Origin of the sequence: Pantoea sp. JZ2 (assembly GCF_035191405.1) — a bacterium.
Lineage (GTDB): Bacteria > Pseudomonadota > Gammaproteobacteria > Enterobacterales > Enterobacteriaceae > Pantoea > Pantoea stewartii.
Map to the genome: position 1 here is coordinate 325,494 of NZ_CP045247.1, position 20,584 is coordinate 346,077.

At 55.3% G+C, this 20,584-nt stretch carries 17 protein-coding genes; 6 read left to right on the plus strand and 11 right to left on the minus strand.

Features of this window, described 5'->3' with window-relative positions; all coding sequences use genetic code 11:
• Positions 1–314: 314 nt before the first annotated feature.
• Positions 315–1,499, minus strand: a complete 1,185-nt coding sequence (gene uxuA / locus GC087_RS01535) for a mannonate dehydratase (protein WP_039342747.1) — start codon at positions 1,497–1,499, stop codon at positions 315–317.
• Between the two features lie 147 nt (positions 1,500–1,646).
• Between uxuA and GC087_RS01540 the strand changes: the two genes are divergently transcribed.
• Positions 1,647–2,330, plus strand: coding sequence for a FadR/GntR family transcriptional regulator (locus GC087_RS01540; protein WP_039342744.1), 684 nt, complete (start codon positions 1,647–1,649; stop codon positions 2,328–2,330).
• On the opposite strand, the gene GC087_RS01545 is transcribed toward GC087_RS01540, so the two are convergent.
• Entirely contained in the window at positions 2,319–3,362 is a 1,044-nt protein-coding gene (locus GC087_RS01545) for an AI-2E family transporter (RefSeq protein ID WP_324029490.1), read from the minus strand. The genes GC087_RS01540 and GC087_RS01545 overlap by 12 nt on opposite strands.
• 195 nt (positions 3,363–3,557) lie before the next feature.
• Positions 3,558–4,937 carry a nucleobase:cation symporter-2 family protein gene (locus GC087_RS01550; protein ID WP_283788584.1) on the minus strand — a complete coding sequence of 460 codons (1,380 nt, stop codon included), beginning with the start codon at positions 4,935–4,937 and terminating at the stop codon, positions 3,558–3,560.
• Between the two features lie 112 nt (positions 4,938–5,049).
• On the opposite strand from GC087_RS01550, the gene GC087_RS01555 reads away from it, so the two are divergent.
• The 3 genes from GC087_RS01555 (at position 5,050) to iolB (ending at position 8,002) form a co-directional block, all read left to right on the plus strand.
• Entirely contained in the window at positions 5,050–5,268 is a 219-nt protein-coding gene (locus tag GC087_RS01555) for a hypothetical protein (RefSeq protein ID WP_152998347.1), read from the plus strand.
• 328 nt (positions 5,269–5,596) lie between these two features.
• The gene (locus GC087_RS01560; protein ID WP_033738237.1) at positions 5,597–7,102 is read left to right on the plus strand and encodes a CoA-acylating methylmalonate-semialdehyde dehydrogenase; all 1,506 of its coding nucleotides are present in this window, start codon (positions 5,597–5,599) and stop codon (positions 7,100–7,102) included.
• 81 nt (positions 7,103–7,183) lie between these two features.
• Positions 7,184–8,002, plus strand: coding sequence for a 5-deoxy-glucuronate isomerase (gene iolB, locus GC087_RS01565; RefSeq protein ID WP_054632931.1), 819 nt, complete (start codon positions 7,184–7,186; stop codon positions 8,000–8,002).
• Positions 8,003–8,173: 171 nt separating this feature from the next.
• Here iolB and GC087_RS01570 read toward each other — a convergent pair whose 3' ends face one another.
• From GC087_RS01570 to iolD, 4 genes are all read right to left on the minus strand, one after another.
• Positions 8,174–9,025, minus strand: a complete 852-nt coding sequence (locus GC087_RS01570; RefSeq protein ID WP_058708193.1) for a MurR/RpiR family transcriptional regulator — start codon at positions 9,023–9,025, stop codon at positions 8,174–8,176.
• A gap of 211 nt (positions 9,026–9,236) precedes the next feature.
• The gene (iolE, locus tag GC087_RS01575) at positions 9,237–10,133 is read right to left on the minus strand and encodes a myo-inosose-2 dehydratase (protein WP_006121068.1); all 897 of its coding nucleotides are present in this window, start codon (positions 10,131–10,133) and stop codon (positions 9,237–9,239) included.
• A 27-nt stretch (positions 10,134–10,160) separates the two neighbouring features.
• Entirely contained in the window at positions 10,161–11,171 is a 1,011-nt protein-coding gene (locus tag GC087_RS01580) for a bifunctional inositol 2-dehydrogenase/D-chiro-inositol 1-dehydrogenase (RefSeq protein ID WP_033738232.1), read from the minus strand.
• A gap of 60 nt (positions 11,172–11,231) precedes the next feature.
• Positions 11,232–13,172 carry a 3D-(3,5/4)-trihydroxycyclohexane-1,2-dione acylhydrolase (decyclizing) gene (iolD, locus tag GC087_RS01585; RefSeq protein WP_324029492.1) on the minus strand — a complete coding sequence of 647 codons (1,941 nt, stop codon included), beginning with the start codon at positions 13,170–13,172 and terminating at the stop codon, positions 11,232–11,234.
• 525 nt (positions 13,173–13,697) lie between these two features.
• Between iolD and GC087_RS01590 the strand changes: the two genes are divergently transcribed.
• The gene (locus GC087_RS01590; protein ID WP_058708191.1) at positions 13,698–15,620 is read left to right on the plus strand and encodes a bifunctional 5-dehydro-2-deoxygluconokinase/5-dehydro-2-deoxyphosphogluconate aldolase; all 1,923 of its coding nucleotides are present in this window, start codon (positions 13,698–13,700) and stop codon (positions 15,618–15,620) included.
• A 92-nt stretch (positions 15,621–15,712) separates the two neighbouring features.
• Here the strand turns inward: GC087_RS01590 and GC087_RS01595 are convergent, their stop codons facing one another.
• Both GC087_RS01595 and GC087_RS01600 read right to left on the minus strand, forming a co-directional pair.
• A complete protein-coding gene (locus GC087_RS01595; RefSeq protein WP_006121064.1) occupies positions 15,713–16,267 on the minus strand; it encodes a DcrB family lipoprotein in 555 nt (184 codons plus the stop codon).
• A gap of 117 nt (positions 16,268–16,384) precedes the next feature.
• On the minus strand, positions 16,385–17,050 hold the full coding sequence (locus tag GC087_RS01600; protein ID WP_039342735.1) for a 7-cyano-7-deazaguanine/7-aminomethyl-7-deazaguanine transporter: 666 nt from the start codon (positions 17,048–17,050) through the stop codon (positions 16,385–16,387).
• A 205-nt stretch (positions 17,051–17,255) separates the two neighbouring features.
• On the opposite strand from GC087_RS01600, the gene tusA reads away from it, so the two are divergent.
• Positions 17,256–17,507 carry a sulfurtransferase TusA gene (gene tusA, locus GC087_RS01605; RefSeq protein WP_006121061.1) on the plus strand — a complete coding sequence of 84 codons (252 nt, stop codon included), beginning with the start codon at positions 17,256–17,258 and terminating at the stop codon, positions 17,505–17,507.
• 24 nt (positions 17,508–17,531) lie between these two features.
• Here tusA and GC087_RS01610 read toward each other — a convergent pair whose 3' ends face one another.
• Together GC087_RS01610 and GC087_RS01615 are read right to left on the minus strand one after the other, a co-directional pair.
• Positions 17,532–19,820 (minus strand): zinc/cadmium/mercury/lead-transporting ATPase, encoded by a 2,289-nt coding sequence (locus GC087_RS01610; RefSeq protein WP_058708190.1) that lies wholly within the window; start codon positions 19,818–19,820, stop codon positions 17,532–17,534.
• Positions 19,821–19,907: 87 nt separating this feature from the next.
• Positions 19,908–20,537 (minus strand): lysoplasmalogenase, encoded by a 630-nt coding sequence (locus tag GC087_RS01615; RefSeq protein ID WP_033738214.1) that lies wholly within the window; start codon positions 20,535–20,537, stop codon positions 19,908–19,910.
• Positions 20,538–20,584: the final 47 nt, after the last annotated feature.

Genomic DNA, 20,584 nt, shown 5'->3' on the forward strand with positions numbered 1-20,584 from the left:
AACGGTCGGATATCCTTTGCCTCCGATAATCGTCATTATCGGCCTCGTCCATAATTTATTGACAGAAAATTCATGCCCGGATTGGGTGAAAGACGGCATATGACAGAGTGTACTGATGAAAGTGAATACTCACATTTTCTGCAAAGTGTCCCTGTGGCCGGCAGGCAGGCCGTGTGCGCGGGGCAAAAGAATGTCCCCGCGCGGTGGGGAAAGCAAAAGGGCGTTGACGCCGCAGCCACGGACCACATGCGCCGGGTCAACGGAACACGATGGCTTCTGGTCTGGCATGTCCCCTCCAGCGGCACCGTGGTGGGCTAATCCTGGAAGTAGATTTGCTTCAGCGCGACTTCTACGCCACGCAGCTCGGCCAGCCCCTTGAGCCTGCCGATTGCTGAATAGCCCGGATTGGTGCGCTTGTGCAAATCGTCCAGCATCTGATGACCGTGATCGGGACGCATAGGAATAGCGCGTAGATTGCCTGCACGGCGACGGCGCTGCTCCTCAGCCAGAATGACTTTGATGACGCCAACCATATCAACGTCTCCCGCCAGATGAGCGGCTTCGTGGAAGCTGTTGGGGTTTGCTTCGCGTTTTGTGGCGCGTAAATGCACGAAGTTAATACGATCGGCAAAGGTTTCGGCCATCGTAACCAGTGGGTTATCGTCGCGAACGCCGTACGAACCTGTACAGAAGCAGAATCCGTTATGCAGGCTGTCGACAGTCTCTTTCAGCCACTGCATATCCTCCTGGGTGGAGACAATGCGCGGCAGGCCAAGAATAGGACGCGGCGGATCGTCGGGATGTACCGCCAGTTTGATGCCCACCTCTTCTGCCACTGGCACAATAGCCCGCAGGAAGGTGGCCATATGCTCGCGCAGTCTGGCTTTATCAATGCCATCATATTGGGCCAGCTGGGCCTGGAACTGTTCAAGCGTGTAGCCTTCTTCCGCACCGGGTAAACCCGCAATGATGTTGCGCACCAGCGTGGCTTTCTCTTCTTCGTTCATCGCGGCAAAACAGGCAGCAGCGGCCTGCTGCTCGGCGGGGCTGTATTCTTTTTCCGCACCGGGACGTTTTAACAGGTACAGTTCAAACGCAGCAAACGCATCGGCGTCAAACCGCAACGCTTTCGCCCCATCCGGCAAGGTCCAGGCCAGATCGGTACGCGTCCAGTCAAGCACCGGCATAAAGTTGTAGCACACGGTATCGATCCCGCAGGCGGCCAGATTACGAATCGACTGCTGATAGTTGGCGATATAGCGCGAATAATCGCCCCGTTGCGTTTTAATGGATTCGTGAACGGGAATGCTTTCAACAACAGACCAGGTGAGTCCTTTTTCCGCCAGTAGCGCCTGACGCGCTTTGATTTCGGCTACGGGCCACACGTCGCCGTTTGGGATGTGATGAAGTGCCGTAACAATACCGGTTGCACCTGCCTGGCGAGCATCGTCCAGTGAAACAGGATCGTTGGGGCCGTACCAGCGCCATGTATGTTCCATTATTACTCCTTGATGAACGGGTGGCCCAGTGGTCAGGCCGCTGGACCAAGAGTAAATTAGCGCGTAAATTAAGGCCGTGATCCGGATCGCAGCATAGTAAATACGTCCGGCTGGATTCTGCAAAGACGGCCATAACAGGAGAAGGTGATGGTGCTACCGGTACTGAAAACTGAACGACTTTATCGACAGATCGCCAATGCCATTATCGCGGGCATTCAGCGTGGGGATTTCGTACCCGGCGGTGCGTTGCCACCGGAGCGAGAGCTGGCAAAGCAGTTGGGTGTCAGTCGCTCGTCCGTGCGTGAAGCGCTGATTGCGCTTGAGATGACGGGCTACGTCACTATCCAGACCGGAACGGGCGTATTTGTCGCCCAAACCCTGCCTCAGCCCTCAGCGGTCAAAGACACCGAACATTTCAGCCTGCAGGATCTTTTACAGGCGCGCGAAGCCTATGAAAGTCTGCTGGCAGGAATGGCGGCGCGTAACGGCAGTGAGGCGCAACGTGAGCGGCTCATGGCGATGAGCATCAGTCTCCAGCAATTTAATGAAAACGATGCGGCGTTTATAGAACAGGATAAAGCCTTTCATCTTTTGATTAGCGAGATGAGCGGTAACGATCTGCTGCGGGAGATGATGGAAAACCTGTGGAACAAACGCGACAGCGCGCATTTTCGTCGGCTGGAACGCCATTATGCCGACAATACCTTTGCTGACGAAATGAACGCCGACCATCAGTGCATTGCAGAGGCCATTGTCGGGGGAGATGAGCAGGCTGCACAGGCTGCGATGAGAGCGCATCTGCAGCATGTGCAGCAGCGTTTACTTGGTTAGCAGCCGGGCAGGTTTAGGACGTCCGGTGCCCAGCATGATTGCCAGCCGGCTTCCGCCTGGCGTGGTTTCCATCAAAATTTTTGTAATGCTGGTCAGCGGTACGGAGAGCAGCATACCGACCGGACCCAACAGCCAGCCCCAGAAGATCAAGGACAGAAAGACCACCAGTGTCGACAATCCCAGTCCGCGCCCCATGATGCGCGGCTCTAACATATTGCCAAACACCATATGAATGGCGGTAAACAGCGCCGCCACCATCGCCGCGTCAAACACACTGTTCAGCAACAGTGCCTGCAGGAAAGGGGGAATACCGGCGATAATCGGCCCGATATTGGGAATAAAATTCAGGATAAAGGCTACCACGCCCCACAGTAATGCAAATTTCACATCCAGCAGGTACAGCGTCAGCCAGACCGAGATACCGGTAATCAGGCTGATCAGCGTTTTTAATGCCAGGTAATGCGTCACGCCTTTAAGCGCTTTGTGTAAACCCGCAATACGAATTTTGGGGTTCACAAACGAGTTGCGCATTTTGTAAGGCAGGTGGTGCACTTCAAACAGCATAAAGACGACGGTAAGGATCAACAGGACAGTATTGGTCATTGCGCCGGAAAAACCACTCAGCGCCACGCTGGCCAGATTCATCAATGTGTTGGGATCGAAGCGCTGAACCAGCGCATCGGTAGAGACATTCAGATGAATGCTGGCCGCCAGATGCTGAACGACCAGCATTTTCTTTTCCATGATGGTGCGCAGTTGAGGATAGAGATCGTAAAACTCACTCATGGAGCTGGCCAGTACGGCCCCCAGCAGCAAAATCACAACAAAAATGACCGTGATCAACAGCGTAATCGCCATCCCGCGCCGCATCAGTATCGTGACTAAGGGATTCAACACAATGGCAAAAAACGCCGCCAGGAGTAACGGCACCAGAATATCGGAAGCGGCTCTTATCCCGGCAAGGATAATCACTAACATCGCCAGTTTGATTAAGATATTTTGTCCAATTCTTTCCTGCTGCAACCCGTTCATTCGTTCTCTCTACGCATAAATAACTGATTGAAGTGTAGTTGAAGGAAAAATCAGAAGCGGATTCGTTGAGGAAAAGGGTAAGCGAGGCGAGACGGTGACGGGAAACAGGACGCGAAAGGGTGTTAAGCGTCCTGATGCCGCGGCGGACAATGGCGACTGTCACTGCGATATGCTGTCAACAGCGATGCCGCCGCCTTACACTGAGGGCGCAGATTCCTCTTTCGTGGCGTCCTGTGGCACCGGCTCCTGCCCGCCGGGAATCAGAATATTCAGCACGATGGCAACAATCCCGCCGCTGGTGGCGGCTGAACCAAACAGGTTCGCAAACAGGGGCGGCAGATGGGAAAGGGCAGCAGGCACGGACTCAATCCCTAAGCCGAAGCTGAAGGCCAGGCCGACAATCAGCATCTCTCTGCGCGTCAGCGCGGTCTGGCTGAGAATACGAATGCCGGCCGTTACCACGCAGCCAAACATCACCATGGTCGCGCCACCCAGGACGGGCGTGGGAATCTGACGCAACGCTTCGCTAAACGGCGGAAACAGAGCCAGTAAAATCAGCATCACACCGATATAGCGGCCAACAAAACGGCTTGCCACACCGGTCATCTGTATGACGCCGTTGTTTTGCGCAAAGGTGGTATTTGGAAAGGCACTCAGCATGGCGGCAATCATACAACTCAGTCCGTCAGCCAGAATGCCGCCTTTCAGGCGCGCACTGAACGCTTTATCCGTAATCGACTTACCGGAGATCAGGTGGTTTGCGGTAAGATCGCCTACCGCCTCAATGATGCAGACCAGTGAAACCAGCACTACAGGCACAAAAAGGCTGCTGTTGAAGTGAAAGCCAAACGGAAACAGCGCGGGCAGGCGAAACAGGCTGTCCCCCAAACCATGCACCTGAAATTTGCCGCTCAGTGCCGCCGCGATGCAGCCGGTGAGAATGCCGACCACGATGGATGACAGACGCAGCCAGCGGTTCCCCGAACAGCTCAGCAGCACGATCACGCCAAGCGTCAACGCCCCCAGGGCGAGGTTGCTAAGGCTGGCAAAATCCTGTGCATTCTGACCGCCGCACCAGTTAATCACGCTGACCTTAATCAGGCTGATACCGATTAACGCAATCACGCTTCCCGTCACGACCGGCGTAAAGACCCGTTTTAAGGTATCAATAAAGCGGCTGACGATAACCGGAACCAGCGCGGCCACGGCGTTGACGCCAAACAGCATCGCCATAATGTCCTCAGGGCTGCCGCCCTGGGCTTTGACCCACAGGCCACCTGAAATGGCGACGCTGAGAAAAGCAAAGCTGGTGCCCTGCATGCATATCATGCCCGCGCCCACGCCCCACACGCGATTTGACTGCAGAAAGGTGCCGATGCCCGAAGCAAGGAGCGACATACTAATTAAATACGGAAGCCAGGCTTCCAGACCAAGCGCGGTGCCAATTAGCAAAGGCGGCGTGATAATCCCGACCAGACCTGCCAGTACATGCTGCGATGCGCTAAAAAAAGCCTGCACAGGCGGAATTCGCTGATCAAGGCCGTACAGTAAGCCACTGTTTTTTTCGTCAGACACGGTTATCTCATCTCAGTGCGGGGAAGTCACCAGATGTTGCATAAAGCAGGCCAGGTTTATCTGATAAACGTTCCTCTGCTATCAATGCCTTTAAAATCATAGGGATAATGTTGTGATAAAACGTGTTGCTCGCCCAGGGAAAGTGAAACACATGATTCCTGATGGGGCAGTGAAGAAATTATTGGTTCATGAAATGACGATTAACGCCCTTTTTTGCACTGCGTTAGTGCGTAGTGATGTTTTTTCACCAGACAACTGTCCTCATGGCCAGCAGCCATTTTTCTGGCCGACTCTCAGCAAAAAGAAATGTATATTTCATATTTTAAATTGATGAAACATATCCGGGCTGCTTAATGCCGTCAGGCCGAAAACCTTTCATCCCGCAAAGGTGTTAAACCGCCCTGAAGCGACAATGTCATGGGGACCCCGATTACACCGTCAGCGATGACGAGCCAGAATGGCCGCCGCGAAGGCGTCAATCCTTTATGAAAAGAGAAATGCGATCTGTGCCACTAAAAAGTAATTTTCCAAAAATATCTATTTGAAAAATTTATTCCATTGTAATAGTTTTCCAGCATGCTTTTGGCTTTTCCTGCCCAGCCAGCATGCCACTTCTGTGCTCTGCCCGCTGGAACCGTACATACCAAAGAGGCAACATCATGACTATCGTAGGAAATTTTATTGGCGGTCAAACCACATTCAGCGCCAGCAACGAAACCATTCCTGTGTTCGATCCGGCAACCGGCAAGGTTATCCGTGAGCTCACGCAAAGCAGCGCAGATGAAGTGGCTCAGGCGATTGATGTGGCACATGCGGCCTTTCCTGCCTGGTCAAAAACCTCCCCGCTGCGCCGCGCACGCATCATGTTCAATTTTAAAGCTCTGATGGAGCAGCACCGCGATGAACTGGCGGCGCTGATTGTGTCTGAGCATGGCAAAGTCTGGTCAGATGCGCTGGGTGAGCTGACGCGCGGTATCGAAGTCATCGAATTTGCCTGTGGTATTCCGCACCTGCTTAAAGGCGAGTATTCCCCGAATGTAGGCGGTGGCGTAGACAGTTACTCGCTGATGCAGCCGGTGGGCGTCGTGGCAGGGATTACGCCCTTCAACTTTCCGGCAATGGTGCCATTGTGGATGTTCCCGATTGCGTTGGCCTGCGGTAACACCTTTATTCTCAAGCCGCCTGCGCTGGATCCGTCAGCGTCGGTGCGCATGGCCGAGCTGTTGAAGGAGGCGGGCCTGCCGGATGGCGTATTTAATGTCGTGCACAGTTCCAATGACAATGCAGAACAGCTTTATAAAGATCCGCGTATTGCCGCCGTCAGCTTCGTTGGCTCATCCGGTGTGGCCGAGCATATTTACAAAACGGCCAGTGCGCACGGTAAGCGCGTTCAGGCTTTTGGCGCGGCAAAAAATCACGCCATCGTTATGCCAGACGCCGATTTGGACGCCACGGTAAACGCGATTATGGGCGGTGCGTTTGGCTCGGCGGGCGAGCGTTGCATGGCGCTGCCGGTTGTCGTTGCAGTGGGCAATGATACCGCCGATAAGCTCATTTCGCGCCTGACACCGCTGATCAACGCATTACGGGTTGGGCCGGGAATCCAGCAAGGCAGCGATGAAAATGAAATGGGGCCTGTGGTTTCTGCGGCACACCAGAAAAAGGTGCTGGGCTATATCGATCTGGGCGAGCAGGAAGGGGCGAAGCTGGTCGTTGATGGCCGCAACCACAAAGTCGCCGGTTTCGAAGAGGGCTACTACGTCGGCGGTACGCTGTTCGATAACGTTACCGCCGAGATGACCATCTGGCGTGAGGAAATTTTTGGTCCGGTGCTGAGCATTATGCGCGCGCCGGATTACGACAGTGCCCTGAAGCTGGTTAACAGCCACGAATTTGGTAACGGCAGCGCCATCTTTACCAGCAATGGCCATACCGCGCGGGAGTTTGTGCAGGATGTTGAGGCCGGAATGGTCGGCGTCAATGTGCCGGTGCCGGTGCCGATGGCCTTCCACAGTTTTGGGGGCTGGAAACGGTCAGTCTTTGGTGCGTTAAACGTGCACGGGCCAGACGGCGTGCGTTTTTACACCCGCATGAAAACCGCCACCGTGCGTTGGCCAGGCGGTCAGCAAACGGTGTCCGAATTCAGCATGCCAACGTTAGGCTAAATCACCTGCACCACTGACGCAGCGTTCCACACACAGGGGCGCGGGTTGTCAGGTGAAGGACCGCAAAACAGGAGGAGGCGAATGGCCTTACTTTCGAAGGTAAAACAGCCCGACAATAACGGCTGCATTCAGCAGGTGACGCCAGCGCGCGCCGGTTGGCGTTATGTCGGTTTTTCATCCTATCTGCTGAAAAAAGGGCAAACGCTCGACCTGAAAAGTGGCGACAGCGAACTTTGCCTGGTGCTGGTCGCGGGGCTGGCTTCCGTCACCACGCGCCACGCACGTTTCCCGAATATCGGCAAACGTCTGTCACCGTTTGAGCGCACGCCGCCTTATTCTGTGTATGTTCCTCATGATGATGACGTCAGGGTACAGGCTGAAAGCGATCTTGAGCTGGCGGTCTGCCAGGCACCCGGGCAGGGCGGCAAGCTGCCCGCTCGCCTGATTGCGCCGGAGGATGTTGGCGTTGAACGGCGGGGCAAAGGGCAAAATCAGCGCCTGGTGCATAATATTCTGCCGGACTCTCAACCGGCAGAGAGCCTGCTGGTCGTGGAAGTGTATACCGATGAGGGCAATACCAGCTCTTACCCGAGCCACAAACACGATCAGGAAAACAGCGAACACGAAACCTATCTGGAAGAAACCTATTACCACCGTTTTCAACCCGAGCAGGGGTTTGCCATGCAGCGCGTTTATACTGACGACCGTTCGCTGGATGAGTGCATGGCAGTGTATAACCGTGATGTGGTCATGGTGCCGCGCGGCTATCATCCTGTGGCGACGCTGGCAGGCTACGACAATTACTACCTTAACGTCATGGCGGGGCCGGTACGTTTGTGGAAGTTCAGTTGGGAGCACGATCACGCCTGGGTTAACAGCGACAGTTATCCGCGACGTTAATCCGTGGCGAGGACTGACAAGGCAGCGCTATTCGCTGCCTTTTTTATTGCGTGATGGTACCTGTAAGTTGACCAGAGAACGGTGTTCGGCGACAGGCTCTGTCTGTTACCTGACGAGGCCGTCTCTGATTGACCGGCGCAGGCTACGCCGCCCTGTCAGGTGGCGCGATCGTCAGGATGCGGGGGGCGTCCGGGCATTGTTCAGTGCCAGGGAAACCGCCAGCGTCTGAGCCAGACAGAGTGACGCCACCTGAGAGCGGAAACCGTCCACCTGGGCTTCCCGTACCACAAAGCAAACGTCGCTGAACGCGGCCAGAGGGCTCACCTGGCTGTCCGTAATCGCAATCAGGCGGGCACCGAGCCTGGCGCCCAGCTCAACCACTTCTACCGCTTCGCGGGCGTAAGGCGAACAGCTGATAGCAATCACCACGTCTTTCGGATTCACCAGCGTCAGCTGTTCAGTGAACATGCCGCCTAACCCGTCAATCAGAAAGGCGCGGCGCTCCAGATGGCGCAGGGCGTAAACCAGATAGGAGGCGACACTGAACGAGCGACGCAGGCCGATAACATAGACATTCTCGGCATCATTGAGTAACTGTACCGTTTTGTTCAACTGCTCCGGGCTCACCTGCATCGCCAGTTGCTGCAACGCCTGGCTGTTTACCATGGTGAAGACATTCAGAATTTCCGCCGGGCTTTCAGGCGCGTTCGCTGCGTCATCTGCGGCGGTCTGGCGGAACAGGCGTGCCCGTTCGGTGTAGTTAACCGTCTCTTCCATCAGATGCTGACGAAAAATTTGTTTCATTTCGTTGAAGCCGCTAAAACCAAAGGCGTTGGCAAAGCGAATCAGGGTCGAAGGCGGCACATCGGCCTGCTGAGCAATAGACGCGACGGTATCAAAGGCGATGCTGTTACTGTTATCAAGAATATAACGAGCCACCTGCTTCAGACGCTTACTCAGCGTTTCATAACGGCGACGAATCTCGTCCTGCAGCAGTGAAAGTTGGGAAGGGTTATTGCTCATTACGTCGGCTCATGTGCGGAAAGCGTGGCTGGATAAGAATCGCTATGATACCAGATGGATGGAAAATTTCATTTGTTTGTTTTTCAGGCATAATTTATTTCATTGGTTTATGAAATGACTCACAGATTCGTCGTCAAACGGTGCGATCGGGCTGAAAAAAAAAGGCTGCTCTGGGGCAGCCTTATGCATATCGTCCTGCGTCAGGGTGAATTTACAGCCCGGTGTGCTCGCGAATATATTTTCGTGCCTTCACCGCATACTCAAATGGATTCGCCAGCGCGGGATCCTGCTCTGCCTCCACCACCATCCAGCCTTGATAGCCGTAATCATCAAGGATTTTAAACACGGGTTTAAAGTCGATCACGCCATCGCCCGGCACGGTAAAAGTGCCTTTTTTTACGCCGTCCAGGAAAGACAGATGCTGATCTCTGACTTCAGCGACGATGTCATCCCGCACATCTTTGAGGTGCACGTGGAAAATACGTGGCAAGTGGTTTTCCAGTACCGCCAGCATGGCCTGCTGTGAGCCTTCGGAATAGTAGATATGGCCGGTGTCGTAAAGTAAGCCGACAGTATCGTTCGTCATGGCCATAAAACGGTCAATTTCTGCTGGCGTCTGGATAGCGGTGCCCATGTGATGGTGCAGGCAGACGCGCATGCCTTTACGGGCGGCGATCGCGGCCAGTTCATTGTAGCCTTCCGCCGTGCGCTGCCATTCATCGTCGTTAAACACGGGCTTATCGTCCAGCACCGCCAGCGTCGTGCCTTGTATGCTCTTGCTTTGTTCAGAGCACCCAATCACCCGGGCGCCCATCTCGAAGAGGAAATTCATGTGCTCGGTGAATCCCTCAATCGTTTTCGCTTTGTCGCCCTGTGCAAAGAAGGTGCTGAACCAGGCGTTACAGATCTCAATACCGCGAATCTCCAGCATCGGTTTCAGAACCGCAGGATCGCGTGGGTATTTACTGCCGACTTCACTGCCGGTGAACCCGGCCAGCGCCATTTCACTGACCGTTTGCTGGAAGGTGTTTTCGCTGCCCAGTTCGGGCATATCATCATTCGTCCAGCCAATGGGCGCGATCGCCAGCTTAACCTTTTGATTGTTCATCAGTTACCTGCCTGAAGGCGAGAGGAGTCAGTTATAAAATGCCGGACGGGCGGGCATTTCAATGGGTTCGATCGCGCCGCTCTTCTGCGCTTTGATACAGGCGTCAGCAGCGACCGAGGCGGCAAAACCATCCCATGCGGAAGGACCGGTTAACTGGCCCGCTTTTACGTCGTTGATAAAGGCCTGTAGCTCAACGTCGTATGCCTCAATAAAGCGATCTTTCCAGTCGACCAGAATGGTATTGGACAGTTTGGCGTCTTTACGTAACTGTACCGATGACGGCTCGGGCAGTCTGGCGATACCTTCCTCGCCCACGACTTCGCACTGAATATCGTAGCCGTAGGTACAGTTCACAAAGATCTCCACATCAATGCGAATCCCTTTTTGCGTCTCAAACAGAACGATTTGCGGGTCTTTCAGGTGTGGACGGGCTTTAGAACTGACGCGCGGGAACACCACCTGCACGGTTTTATAGTCGTCGCGGGTCAGCCAGCGCAGGACATCCAGCTCGTGGATCAGCGTATTGGTAATCGCCATTTCGGTGTTGTAGTTTTCCGGCACCGTCGGGTTGCGGTGCGCGCAATGCAGCATCAGCGGCTCACCGATATCACCATCGGTAATCACCTTTTTCAATGCCCGATAACCGGCATCGTAGGGGCGCATAAAGCCGACCTGTACGAGACGTTTGCCGTGTTTGATCTCGGCGTCCACGATACGACGACAGCCTTCAGCGCTCATCGCCAGCGGCTTCTCACAGAAGACCGGTTTGCCCGCTTCAATGGCGGCCAGCGTGAACGCTTCATGGGTCGGGTCCCAGGAGGTGACGAGCACGGCATCCACGTTGGGTGACTGAATGACTGCGAAGCCATCCTCACATACGTCTGCATCACTGTTCAGACGTTGCAGCGCGGCTTTGGCGCCTTCCGCATTGATATCGGATACCGCAACCACTTTTGCCCCTTGTAAGACATTGTTGCAGCGCCGAATGTGCTCCTGACCAATCGCACCTGTTCCAATCACACCAAGTTTCAATGTCATAATTACACCTGTAGGGTTAAATCGGAGAGTAGAAACATGGGCCGTCAGACGGCCCGGAAATCAGTATTTACGGGCCTGAGCCAGATGCGTATTCAGCGTGTTCGCCACCTGTTGCGCGCGCGTCGAGTGGGCGGTTTGTGCCACACCAACGTGCCACCAGCTGAAGTAGTTGTGAATCATGGTCTTGGGCAGCACTTTGATATCAATCAGCGTGGAAACGCGCTCCGTTTTTGCGTCTTCCAGCGCGGCGGTAAGCTGCTCCAGCGTACTGACGCGATAGGTTTTGCAGCCATAACCGGCGGCAATGGCGGCAAAATCCACCGGAACCAGTCCGCCGTCGAGCTTGCCACCGTCCGGATTACGGAAACGGAACTCGGTAACAAAGCTGTCCATGCCGTGCCCCATTTGCAGGTTGTTAATACAGCCATTGCTCATGTTATCCAGCAGGACCACATTGATTTTCGCCCCTTCCTGAAGGGAGGTCACCAGCTCGGAATGCAGCATCATGAACGAGCCATCGCCTACCAGGGCATAAACCTCTCGCTCAGGCTGCGCCAGTTTGACGCCCAGTGCCGCATTCACTTCGTACCCCATGCAGGAGTAACCATATTCAAGGTGATAGCCGTTATAACCCCGCGTACGCCAGGCGCGTTGCAGGTCGCCGGGCAGGCTGCCCGCAGCACCCACGATCACGGCATCGGCAGGCAGGTGCTGATTCAGCGTGCCCACTACGCTGCTTTGTGTCAGCAGAGACTGCGTAAGGCGGTTAAATTCGGCATAGACGGCTTTTCGGTCAAGGTGATCGGCAATCTCAGGCTCAAAGGCGGTATCGTTGGGCGTGATGTGATAAACGCGCTGTGTCTCGTCTTCCAGCTGCTGCCGGGCCAGGGCAACCTGATCGCCCCAGTCGTTGGCATAGTGCTGTGAAACCAGTCCATGGCTGAGCGCCAGCAGTGCTTCACGTGCGTCGGCCAGCAACTGCACGCCATCGAGCTTATAACTGTCAAAGTTGCTGACGTTGACATTCAGAAAGCTCACATCAGGATGCTGGAAGATCCATTTCGACGAGGTGGTGAAATCGGTGTAGCGCGTTCCAATGCCTATCACCAGATCGGCCTCTTTTGCCAGCAGGTTGGCCGCCAGACAGCCGGTTTCACCCACGCCGCCGATGTTGAGAGGATGATCAGACAATAAGGTACCTTTTCCCGCCTGGGTTTCAGCAAACGGAATCTGATAGCGTTCGGCAAATGCACGCAGCGCCTCGCCTGCGCCGGAATATTTCACGCCCCCGCCGCAGATAATTAATGGCTTACGTTTACGGATGATGAGCTTCAGCGCATCTTCGAGCTGGGCAACGGTGGGTTGACGCCGATCCAGACGATGAACGCGTTTCTGGAAGAAATAATCCGGATAATCCCAGGCTTCACCCTGAACATCCTGCGGTAAAGAGAGCGTGACGGCACCCGTTTCAGCCGGATCGGTCAGGACGCGCATGGCGTTAATACAGGCGCTCATCAGTTGCTCCGGACGGCTGACGCGGTCCCAGTATTTACTGACGGCACGAAAGGCGTCGTTGGTGCTGATACTCAGATCCCAGGGCTGCTCAATCTGCTGCAAGACCGGATCGGGCTGGCGGGTGGCAAAGACGTCGCCAGGCAGGAGCAGAAGAGGAATTCGGTTTGCGGTGGCAGTGGCGGCGGCCGTCAGCATATTGGCGGCGCCGGGCCCTACGGACGACGTACAGGCGATAATCTGGCGGCGCAAAGACTGTTTGGCAAAGCCCGTTGCGGCATGGGCCATCCCTTGTTCATTACGCCCCTGATAGACCACCAGATCGCCGCTGTCCTGCTCCAGCGCTTGTCCCAGTCCCAACACATTGCCATGACCGAAAATGGCGAAAATGCCTTTTACAAACTTTGTCTCTGTGCCGTCTACGTCAATGTATTGATTATCGAGAAACTTAACTAATGCCTGTGCGGTAGTCAGTTTGATGGTGGCCATAAACCTTCCTCAACGTGCTGGCAGTAGCAGAGTCCGGCACCGCGCTAAAAAGGCGTGACGTAACGGAAAAGGCTACCTGAAGAACTGAAATGTCAGAGGATTATAAACAAATGCATTTTTCATAAAATACGATTACAGAAGAAATATTTCATTTTGCGAGGGGGATCAAATTTACCCTTGCTGACAGGGCAGCGGGAAGCTATGCCATAAGCGTAACTGGAATGTTTAGTGAGAGTTACAAAGTTTTCGAGATTTCATTTCATCACGCAGAAAGATGCTGCAAAACGGGCAGGAGCGTCATGGCCCTGTCGCACCGGGCCCGCGAGGTCCCGTCCGGCAACGCCTGACTGACGTGTCGGGCATAACAGATTTTTAACTGCTTCACATAATCGCAGTGTAAGTTTCATTTTGAATTGAGTTTGGAATATTTGTTCCTCATACTGCGTTTATCGTTAACCAGACACCTTCAGACCCCACGCACAACCTGTCCGCAGTGTCTGCTCATCACAGAAGGAAACCAGAAGCATGCAGAGAGAACAGAAGCGTCTTGATGTGATTTGTATCGGACGCATTGCCGTCGACTTCTATGGTCAGCAAATTGGCGCGCGGCTGGAAGACACCACGTCTTTCGCGAAATATCTGGGCGGGTCATCAGGCAATGTCGCATACGGTACGGCGATTCAGGGGCTGAAATCCGCCATGCTGGCTCGTGTAGGCGATGAACATAATGGCCGTTTTCTGCGGGAAAGTTTGCAGCGGGTCGGTTGCAATACAGAAGCACTTATCACGGACAAAAAGCGGCTGACCGCTCTGGTCATCCTGGGCATTAAAGATGAAGACACTTTTCCGCTGATTTTTTACCGCGACAACTGCGCCGATATGGCCCTGGTGCCAGACGACATTAATGAAGACTTTATCGCTTCTTCTCGCTCGGTTGCGGTAACCGGCACGCATTTGTCGCACCCGCAGACGCGAGCGGCCGTGCTGAAAGCGCTGGAATATGCCCGTAAGCATGATCTGCGTACTGCGCTGGACATCGACTATCGTCCGGTATTGTGGGGCCTGACTTCACTGGGGGACGGGGAAACCCGGTTTATCGCCTCCTCTGAAGTCACCGCGCAACTGCAGCAGGTTATGCATTATTTCGATCTCATTGTCGGCACGGAAGAAGAGTTTCATATCGCAGGCGGCAGCACCGATACGCTGACCGCGCTGAAAAACGTGCGCACGGTGAGCAACGCAACGCTGGTCTGTAAGCGAGGAGCAATGGGATGCGTGGTATTTGAAGGCGCGATTCCAGACAACTGGGCAGCGGTGAAACTGCACAGCGGCGTGCGTGTCGAGGTCCTTAATGTGCTGGGCGCAGGGGACGCGTTTATGTCCGGTCTGCTGCGCGGCTGGTTAAACGATGAAGGATGGGAACAGGCCTGCCGTTACGCAAACGCCTGTGGCGCGTTGGTGGTTTCGCGACACGGGTGCGCCCCTGCGATGCCCACCCGACAGGAGCTGGATGACTTTTTAAGCCGCGAACAGGACGTGAAACGCCCCGATCTGGATAGCCGTCTGACCCATCTGCACCGCGTCACGTCGCGTCAACACGCCTGGCCAGAACTGAATATTTTCGCTTTTGATCACCGCAAACAGCTGGTAGAGATGGCTACGGAGGCTGGCGCGGACATTTCGCGCATTCCGCAGCTGAAACTTTTGCTATTGCAGGCTGCGGAGCAGGCCGTGCAGCAAGCCGGCATTGAAAGTAAAAGCGGCATTCTGGCAGACACGACCTTCGGTCAGAAAACGCTGAATGCGATTACGGGTAAGAACCGATGGATTGGCCGACCCATTGAACTACCGGGGTCGCGTCCGTTACGCCTGGAACATGGCAGCATTGGTTCCCAGTTGATCGGCTGGCCAGCGGAGCATGTGGTGAAATGCCTGGTGTTTTATCATCCTCACGACAGTGCCGAACTGCGCGAGGAGCAGGACGCGCTGTTGCTGGAAGTGTGGAAAAGCTGTAACCAGAGCGGTCATGAGTTACTGCTGGAAGTGATCCTGCCTGACAGCCAGCCAGACCACAATGAAGCGCATTTTCTTAAGATGCTGAACCACTTTTATGCGCTTGGCATCAAGCCTGACTGGTGGAAGCTCCCACCCCTGTCTCCGGCAAGCTGGCGTGACATAGGTGCCTTGATCGAACAGCAGGATCCTTACTGTCGTGGCATTTTATTACTGGGACTTGATGCGCCAGAAGCAACGCTTAAAGCGGGGTTTGCCGCGGCGGCGCAGGCCCCGTGGGTAAAAGGGTTTGCGGTGGGGCGCACAATCTTTGCACAGCCCTCGCGCCAGTGGTTGCAGGGTGAAATACGTGACGACGCACTGGTGGCGGCGGTAAAAGAGAACTACCTGCGGCTGATTGATTACTGGCGTCAGGCGCGCGAACAGCGTGTCTGAAGCAGAAGGGATGAGTGATAACTGAGCCATGCGGCAGAATGATCATTGCATGGCTCAGTATTAACGCGCGGTGGTGTGGTGTGCCCTTGCCGTTATTTCAGGGTAATGCTTTTCACCACGGTTTCAGCATCGCTTTGGGCCTGCTGTTGATTGTCCCCGGGCAGCGTAATCTGCATCGTCATCAGCTTACCATCGACTTTGGCCAGAACAACCGAGGACCAGGAGGTCTGGTTGTTTGCTGAGATGACGGTATCCAGCTGCTGTGCCGGCTCACCGCCCAGCGTGACCGCTTTATTGGAGACAACCTGAAGCTGGGGATCGCGATTACGCTGCTGTTGTTCCATGCGTTGCGCTAACACATCCAGGGCCTCATTCGTCGGCTCACCGGCAATGACGATAATCGCCCGCGCACCGCTTTCATCAGCATAAACGTGCATGTTGGTACTCTGAGAACCCAGTTTACCGCTCTTATCTGACAGTCCAGGTGGCAGGGTAAAACGTAATTTACCGTCCATCAGCGCCACGGTTTGTGCAGACTGACTGGCAGATGCGCCATTATCGTTTGCTGCTTCATCTTTCTTTTGATCGCAGGCGGCAAGGCCGAGTACCAGCAAACCAATTCCCGCATATTTCACTAAATTACGCATCAGAATCCCTTTTTAACATTCCACGAAGGCGTTTATACAACAGGAATCAGGTTGCAAACGCAACCTGAGTATTGTCAGGAGATTTTAGCGGATTGTCAGGAAAGGCTGTATTGCCGGTTAGCCGAAATGTATCTGCGGCTGGGCCTGGCGTTCGGCCAGGCGTTTGAGCGCAGCGTTGAGTAAAACACCATAGGCAGGCAAAAAGAAAATCATACAAATCAGCACTTTGAAACTGTAATCGACCAGAGCGATTTCTACCCAGTGCTGTGCCATAAACGGATCGGAGCTTTTGTAGAAGGCAATGAAAAAGAAGGCCAGCGTATCGCTGATGTTGCCTAAAAACATGGCACAGCCTGGCGCCACCCACCACTGCGGCAAGCGACGCAGGCGGTTGAAAACGTGCACATCCAGAATCTGGCCCAATGCGTAAGCCATAAAGCTGGCGCAGGCGATACGGGCGACAAACAGGTTTACCTGTTGCAGCGCCTGCCAGCCTTGCCATTCGCCCTGGTAAAACAGGCTGGAAATCGCGTAAGAGATAAACAGGGCCGGCACCATCACCGCCAGAATAATGCGGCGTGCAAGCGGCGCACCAAAGATGCGCACGGTCAGATCAGTGGCCAGGAAAATAAACGGAAAGCTAAAGGCGCCCCAGGTGGTATGAAAACCGAAAAGGGAAACAGGCAACTGCACCAGATAATTGCTGGAAGTGATCACCAGCAGATGAAACAGGGACAACCAGACGAGCGCATGAGCGCGCTGACGCGGGGTAAATGCGAGCATAGTAAGCCTTTTTAGTGGTGGGGTGAGGGAACCCAGTGCAGGCAACTGAACATTCAGTGCGCTGCAGTTTTATGAACAAAAAACGGCCGCATCTTACCCTGTTGTGCTATTAATGCAATGGCTAATTTTAACGCAATCGTTACCGCCTTGCGTCAAAGGGCGGACGCGCTAGAATAAGCGCCCGTTAACTGAAATCGAGACCGTCATGAGTGATGCATTTTCTTCCGCCGACCATCAACTGGATGCTCAGGGCCTGCGTTGTCCCGAGCCGGTCATGATGGTACGTAAAACGGTGCGCGGCATGCAGGACGGTGAAACGCTGCTGATTATCGCGGACGATCCGGCAACCACGCGGGATATCCCCGGTTTTTGCCGGTTTATGGAGCACCAGCTACTGGCCGAACAAACCGACACGCTGCCTTACCAGTTTTTGATTCAGAAAGGGATGGGAGAATAACGGCGGCAGTGAGCCGCCGTCAGGTTATGCATCCCGCGTGCGCAACAGCCGCAACGCGTTTGCCGTGACCAGTGCGGTGGCACCGGAATCAGCCAGCACCGCCAGCCACAATCCCGTTAACCCCGCCAGCGTCGTCACCAGGAACAGCGCCTTCAGCCCCAGCGCAATACCAATATTCTGACGAATAATCGCCCGGGTGCGGCGCGCCAGGGCAATCATCGGGGCCAGGTTGCTGAGCTGATTGCGCGTCAGGGCGGCATCCGCCGTTTCCAGCGCGACATCCGTCCCACTGCCCATCGCAATACCCAGCGTGGCGGCCTTCATGGCTGGCGCATCGTTGATACCGTCGCCCACCATCGCCACCACCTGCTGCTCACTGAGCTGACGAACCGCCTCCACCTTACCGGCTGGCAACAGGCTGGCATGCCAGGCGATGCCTAAAGGTTGGGCGACGACAGCGGCCGCCCGCGGGTTATCACCTGTCAGCATGAGGCTGTTGATGCCAAGCGCTTTTAAGGCCTGCAAGGCGGCGGGGGTTTCGCTGCGCAGCTTGTCCCGTAAGGCCAGCGCCCCCAGCACCTCGCCATTACGCAGCACCATCACAAGGGTTTCGCCCTGGGCTTCCTGCTCATGCACCATTGCCTGGTGCGCCGGACTCAGGCTGCTGACGTACGACGGTGCCAGCAACGTTATACGCTGGCCGTCCACTTCAGCCTGAATACCGCTTCCCGCCAGTGCCTGCTGTTGAGTGGCAGACGGAAGCGGCAGTGCCCTGGACTGTGCGGCTGCCACAATCGCCGTTGCCAGTGGATGGGTAGAACCTTGTTCCACCGCGGCACCTAATTGCAGAATCGCGTCTTCGTTAGCCTCGCCGAACGGCAAAATTCGCGTCAACTGCGGCCGGCCTTCTGTCAGCGTACCCGTTTTATCGAACGCGATCGTCTGCACTGTGCTCAGCCGTTCCAGGGCCGCGCCTCCTTTAATCAGCGCACCACGGCGGGCGGCGGCGGCCAGTCCGGACGTGATGGCGGCGGGCGTGGAGATCACCAGCGCACAGGGACAGCCGATCAACAGCAGCGTCAGGCCTTTATAAACCCAGGGCAGCCAGGCACCCGCGCCAAACAGGGGCGGCAGCACCATCACCAGCAGGGCCAGCAGCATGATGGCTGGCGTGTAAATCCGGCTAAAGTTATCGATAAAACGTTCTACCGGGGCACGATGACTTTCGGCTTCCTCAATCAACTGCAAAATGCGGTCAATGGCACTTTCGCCAGGCCTGGAAACCACCTCCAGTTCCACCAGACGATCAACGCTGGTCGCACCCGCCAGTATTTTTTCGCCACGCTGACGCAGCACCGGTACCGACTCGCCCGTCAGCGCGCTCTCATCGAAACTGGCGCTTTCCGCCAGTAAGCAGCCGTCGACCGGCAAACGGTCACCGGCGGCGATTACGATCCGGTCGCCAGGCTGCAACGCGGACAGGGGCACCTCACTACGGGTGCCATTTTGCAGGCGCACAGCGAACTCGGGACGCAGCGCCATCAGCTGGCTTACCCCACTGCGCGCGCGGGTTGCGGCATAGGCTTCCAGTTTTTCGCCCAACAGGAACAGCAGCAGAACCATGGCGGCTTCCGCATGCGCACCAATTAATAACGCACCTGCCGACGCCAGGGTCATCAGAGTTTCAATGGTAAAGGCAGAGCCGGTTCGCAGACGTTGCCACGACTTACGCGCGACCGGCACCAGCCCGACCAGCGTCGTCAGAATAAATAACCGGTCGCCCCAAACGGCATTCACCTGCGTAAGCGCAGCGCTGGCTACCATGAGCGCAGCAAGCAGTAAAAGCGGGAAACGGGCACGCCAGGGCGATGGCGCAGGCGCAGAAACAGAGGTTGAGGAGAGATGAAAACCTGCTTTTATCACGGCGTCTTCTATTGCAGACTGAACCGGGGCACGGGCATTAACGACAAGTTTTTCACTGGAAAAGACGACGCGGACCTGCAGGACGTCAGGGAGTTGGCGAACGGCGGTTTCGATTGCGCGGGCACAACTGGGGCAGTCCATACCGCTAACCTGCCAGCTGAACTGAAAAGCATCAGAGGATCGTCGTCGGTCACCTTCGTCACTGGCTTCGCCGGCAGACGCGGCAGAGCAGCTACAGTCGCCGCCGCAGCTGGTGCTCTCTGTCGTTTCAGGAGAGGCCGCAGTAATGGATAAGGTGCCCGGACGAACAGGGCGAATGGCACAAAGTGGTTTTGCGGCTCGATGAGTATTGCGTGGCTTACCGCAGCCACAAGCATGATGTTGATGCATATAACCTCCGGAAGACGTGGGCGACGTGCCCACGGCTTATCTTACACCCAGAGGTTTAACCCAACGCCAGCATTATTGTGCCTTTTTTCAGTAGATCCACAGGGAGCGGACGATCATAAAGTGACCGGCAAAGTAGCAGGCCGCGACAATCGCGCTGTCGGCGCTGAAACGGCGGCGATAATGGCTGATAAACCACACGATATTGGCCAGCAGCAGCAGGGCAGAGCCAACCAGAATTGAGAAGCTGTAATCGCTGGGGCGGAAGACATATTGTTCAGTAGCCATCCAGTTCATGACCAGCGTCATGCCGATCAGCGTACAGACGGGCCAGCGCAGCGTTTCCAGCTTACTCCACAGCACACCAATCACAACCACCCCGATGATCAGAAACGTTAGTGGGATGGGCCAGTAAAATGTCATCGTCATATTGGCCGCAAAACACAGCGTGTACAGCAGATGCGACAGGAAAAACGCGCCCAGCGCATAAAGCATTTGTTGCCGCGGGAGCAGCGTCAGCGTGTCGCCGATGAGCGTGGCGACTAACCCAGCCACAATCAGGTAATCAGATGTATTGCGTGTGGGGGCCTGCCAGGCCAGACCGACTAACAGGAGCAACGTAACAGGTTTAAATAACCAGCGTTGCCATTGCGGGCCCCGGTAAGAGGCATCAACGTACAGCCAGCCGGAGAAAAGTACAGCGAGAAAGGACCAGAGCATTGCTTCTCCCTTTTTACCAAAATGGTGACAGTTCCTGAAACACTCCT

What these genes read in the sequence shown, in the direction of transcription:
- GC087_RS01615 (WP_033738214.1), bottom strand. Translation starts at nt 20,537, where the DNA reads ATGCTCTGGTCCTTTCTCGCTGTACTTTTCTCCGGCTGGCTGTACGTT.
- GC087_RS01560 (WP_033738237.1), top strand. Translation starts at nt 5,597, where the DNA reads ATGACTATCGTAGGAAATTTTATTGGCGGTCAAACCACATTCAGCGCC.
- tusA (WP_006121061.1), top strand. Translation starts at nt 17,256, where the DNA reads ATGAGTGATGCATTTTCTTCCGCCGACCATCAACTGGATGCTCAGGGC.
- iolD (WP_324029492.1), bottom strand. Translation starts at nt 13,172, where the DNA reads ATGGCCACCATCAAACTGACTACCGCACAGGCATTAGTTAAGTTTCTC.
- GC087_RS01570 (WP_058708193.1), bottom strand. Translation starts at nt 9,025, where the DNA reads ATGAGCAATAACCCTTCCCAACTTTCACTGCTGCAGGACGAGATTCGT.
- iolE (WP_006121068.1), bottom strand. Translation starts at nt 10,133, where the DNA reads ATGAACAATCAAAAGGTTAAGCTGGCGATCGCGCCCATTGGCTGGACG.
- GC087_RS01580 (WP_033738232.1), bottom strand. Translation starts at nt 11,171, where the DNA reads ATGACATTGAAACTTGGTGTGATTGGAACAGGTGCGATTGGTCAGGAG.
- GC087_RS01545 (WP_324029490.1), bottom strand. Translation starts at nt 3,362, where the DNA reads ATGAACGGGTTGCAGCAGGAAAGAATTGGACAAAATATCTTAATCAAA.
- GC087_RS01600 (WP_039342735.1), bottom strand. Translation starts at nt 17,050, where the DNA reads ATGCTCGCATTTACCCCGCGTCAGCGCGCTCATGCGCTCGTCTGGTTG.
- iolB (WP_054632931.1), top strand. Translation starts at nt 7,184, where the DNA reads ATGGCCTTACTTTCGAAGGTAAAACAGCCCGACAATAACGGCTGCATT.
- uxuA (WP_039342747.1), bottom strand. Translation starts at nt 1,499, where the DNA reads ATGGAACATACATGGCGCTGGTACGGCCCCAACGATCCTGTTTCACTG.
- GC087_RS01590 (WP_058708191.1), top strand. Translation starts at nt 13,698, where the DNA reads ATGCAGAGAGAACAGAAGCGTCTTGATGTGATTTGTATCGGACGCATT.
- GC087_RS01610 (WP_058708190.1), bottom strand. Translation starts at nt 19,820, where the DNA reads ATGCATCAACATCATGCTTGTGGCTGCGGTAAGCCACGCAATACTCAT.
- GC087_RS01540 (WP_039342744.1), top strand. Translation starts at nt 1,647, where the DNA reads ATGGTGCTACCGGTACTGAAAACTGAACGACTTTATCGACAGATCGCC.
- GC087_RS01595 (WP_006121064.1), bottom strand. Translation starts at nt 16,267, where the DNA reads ATGCGTAATTTAGTGAAATATGCGGGAATTGGTTTGCTGGTACTCGGC.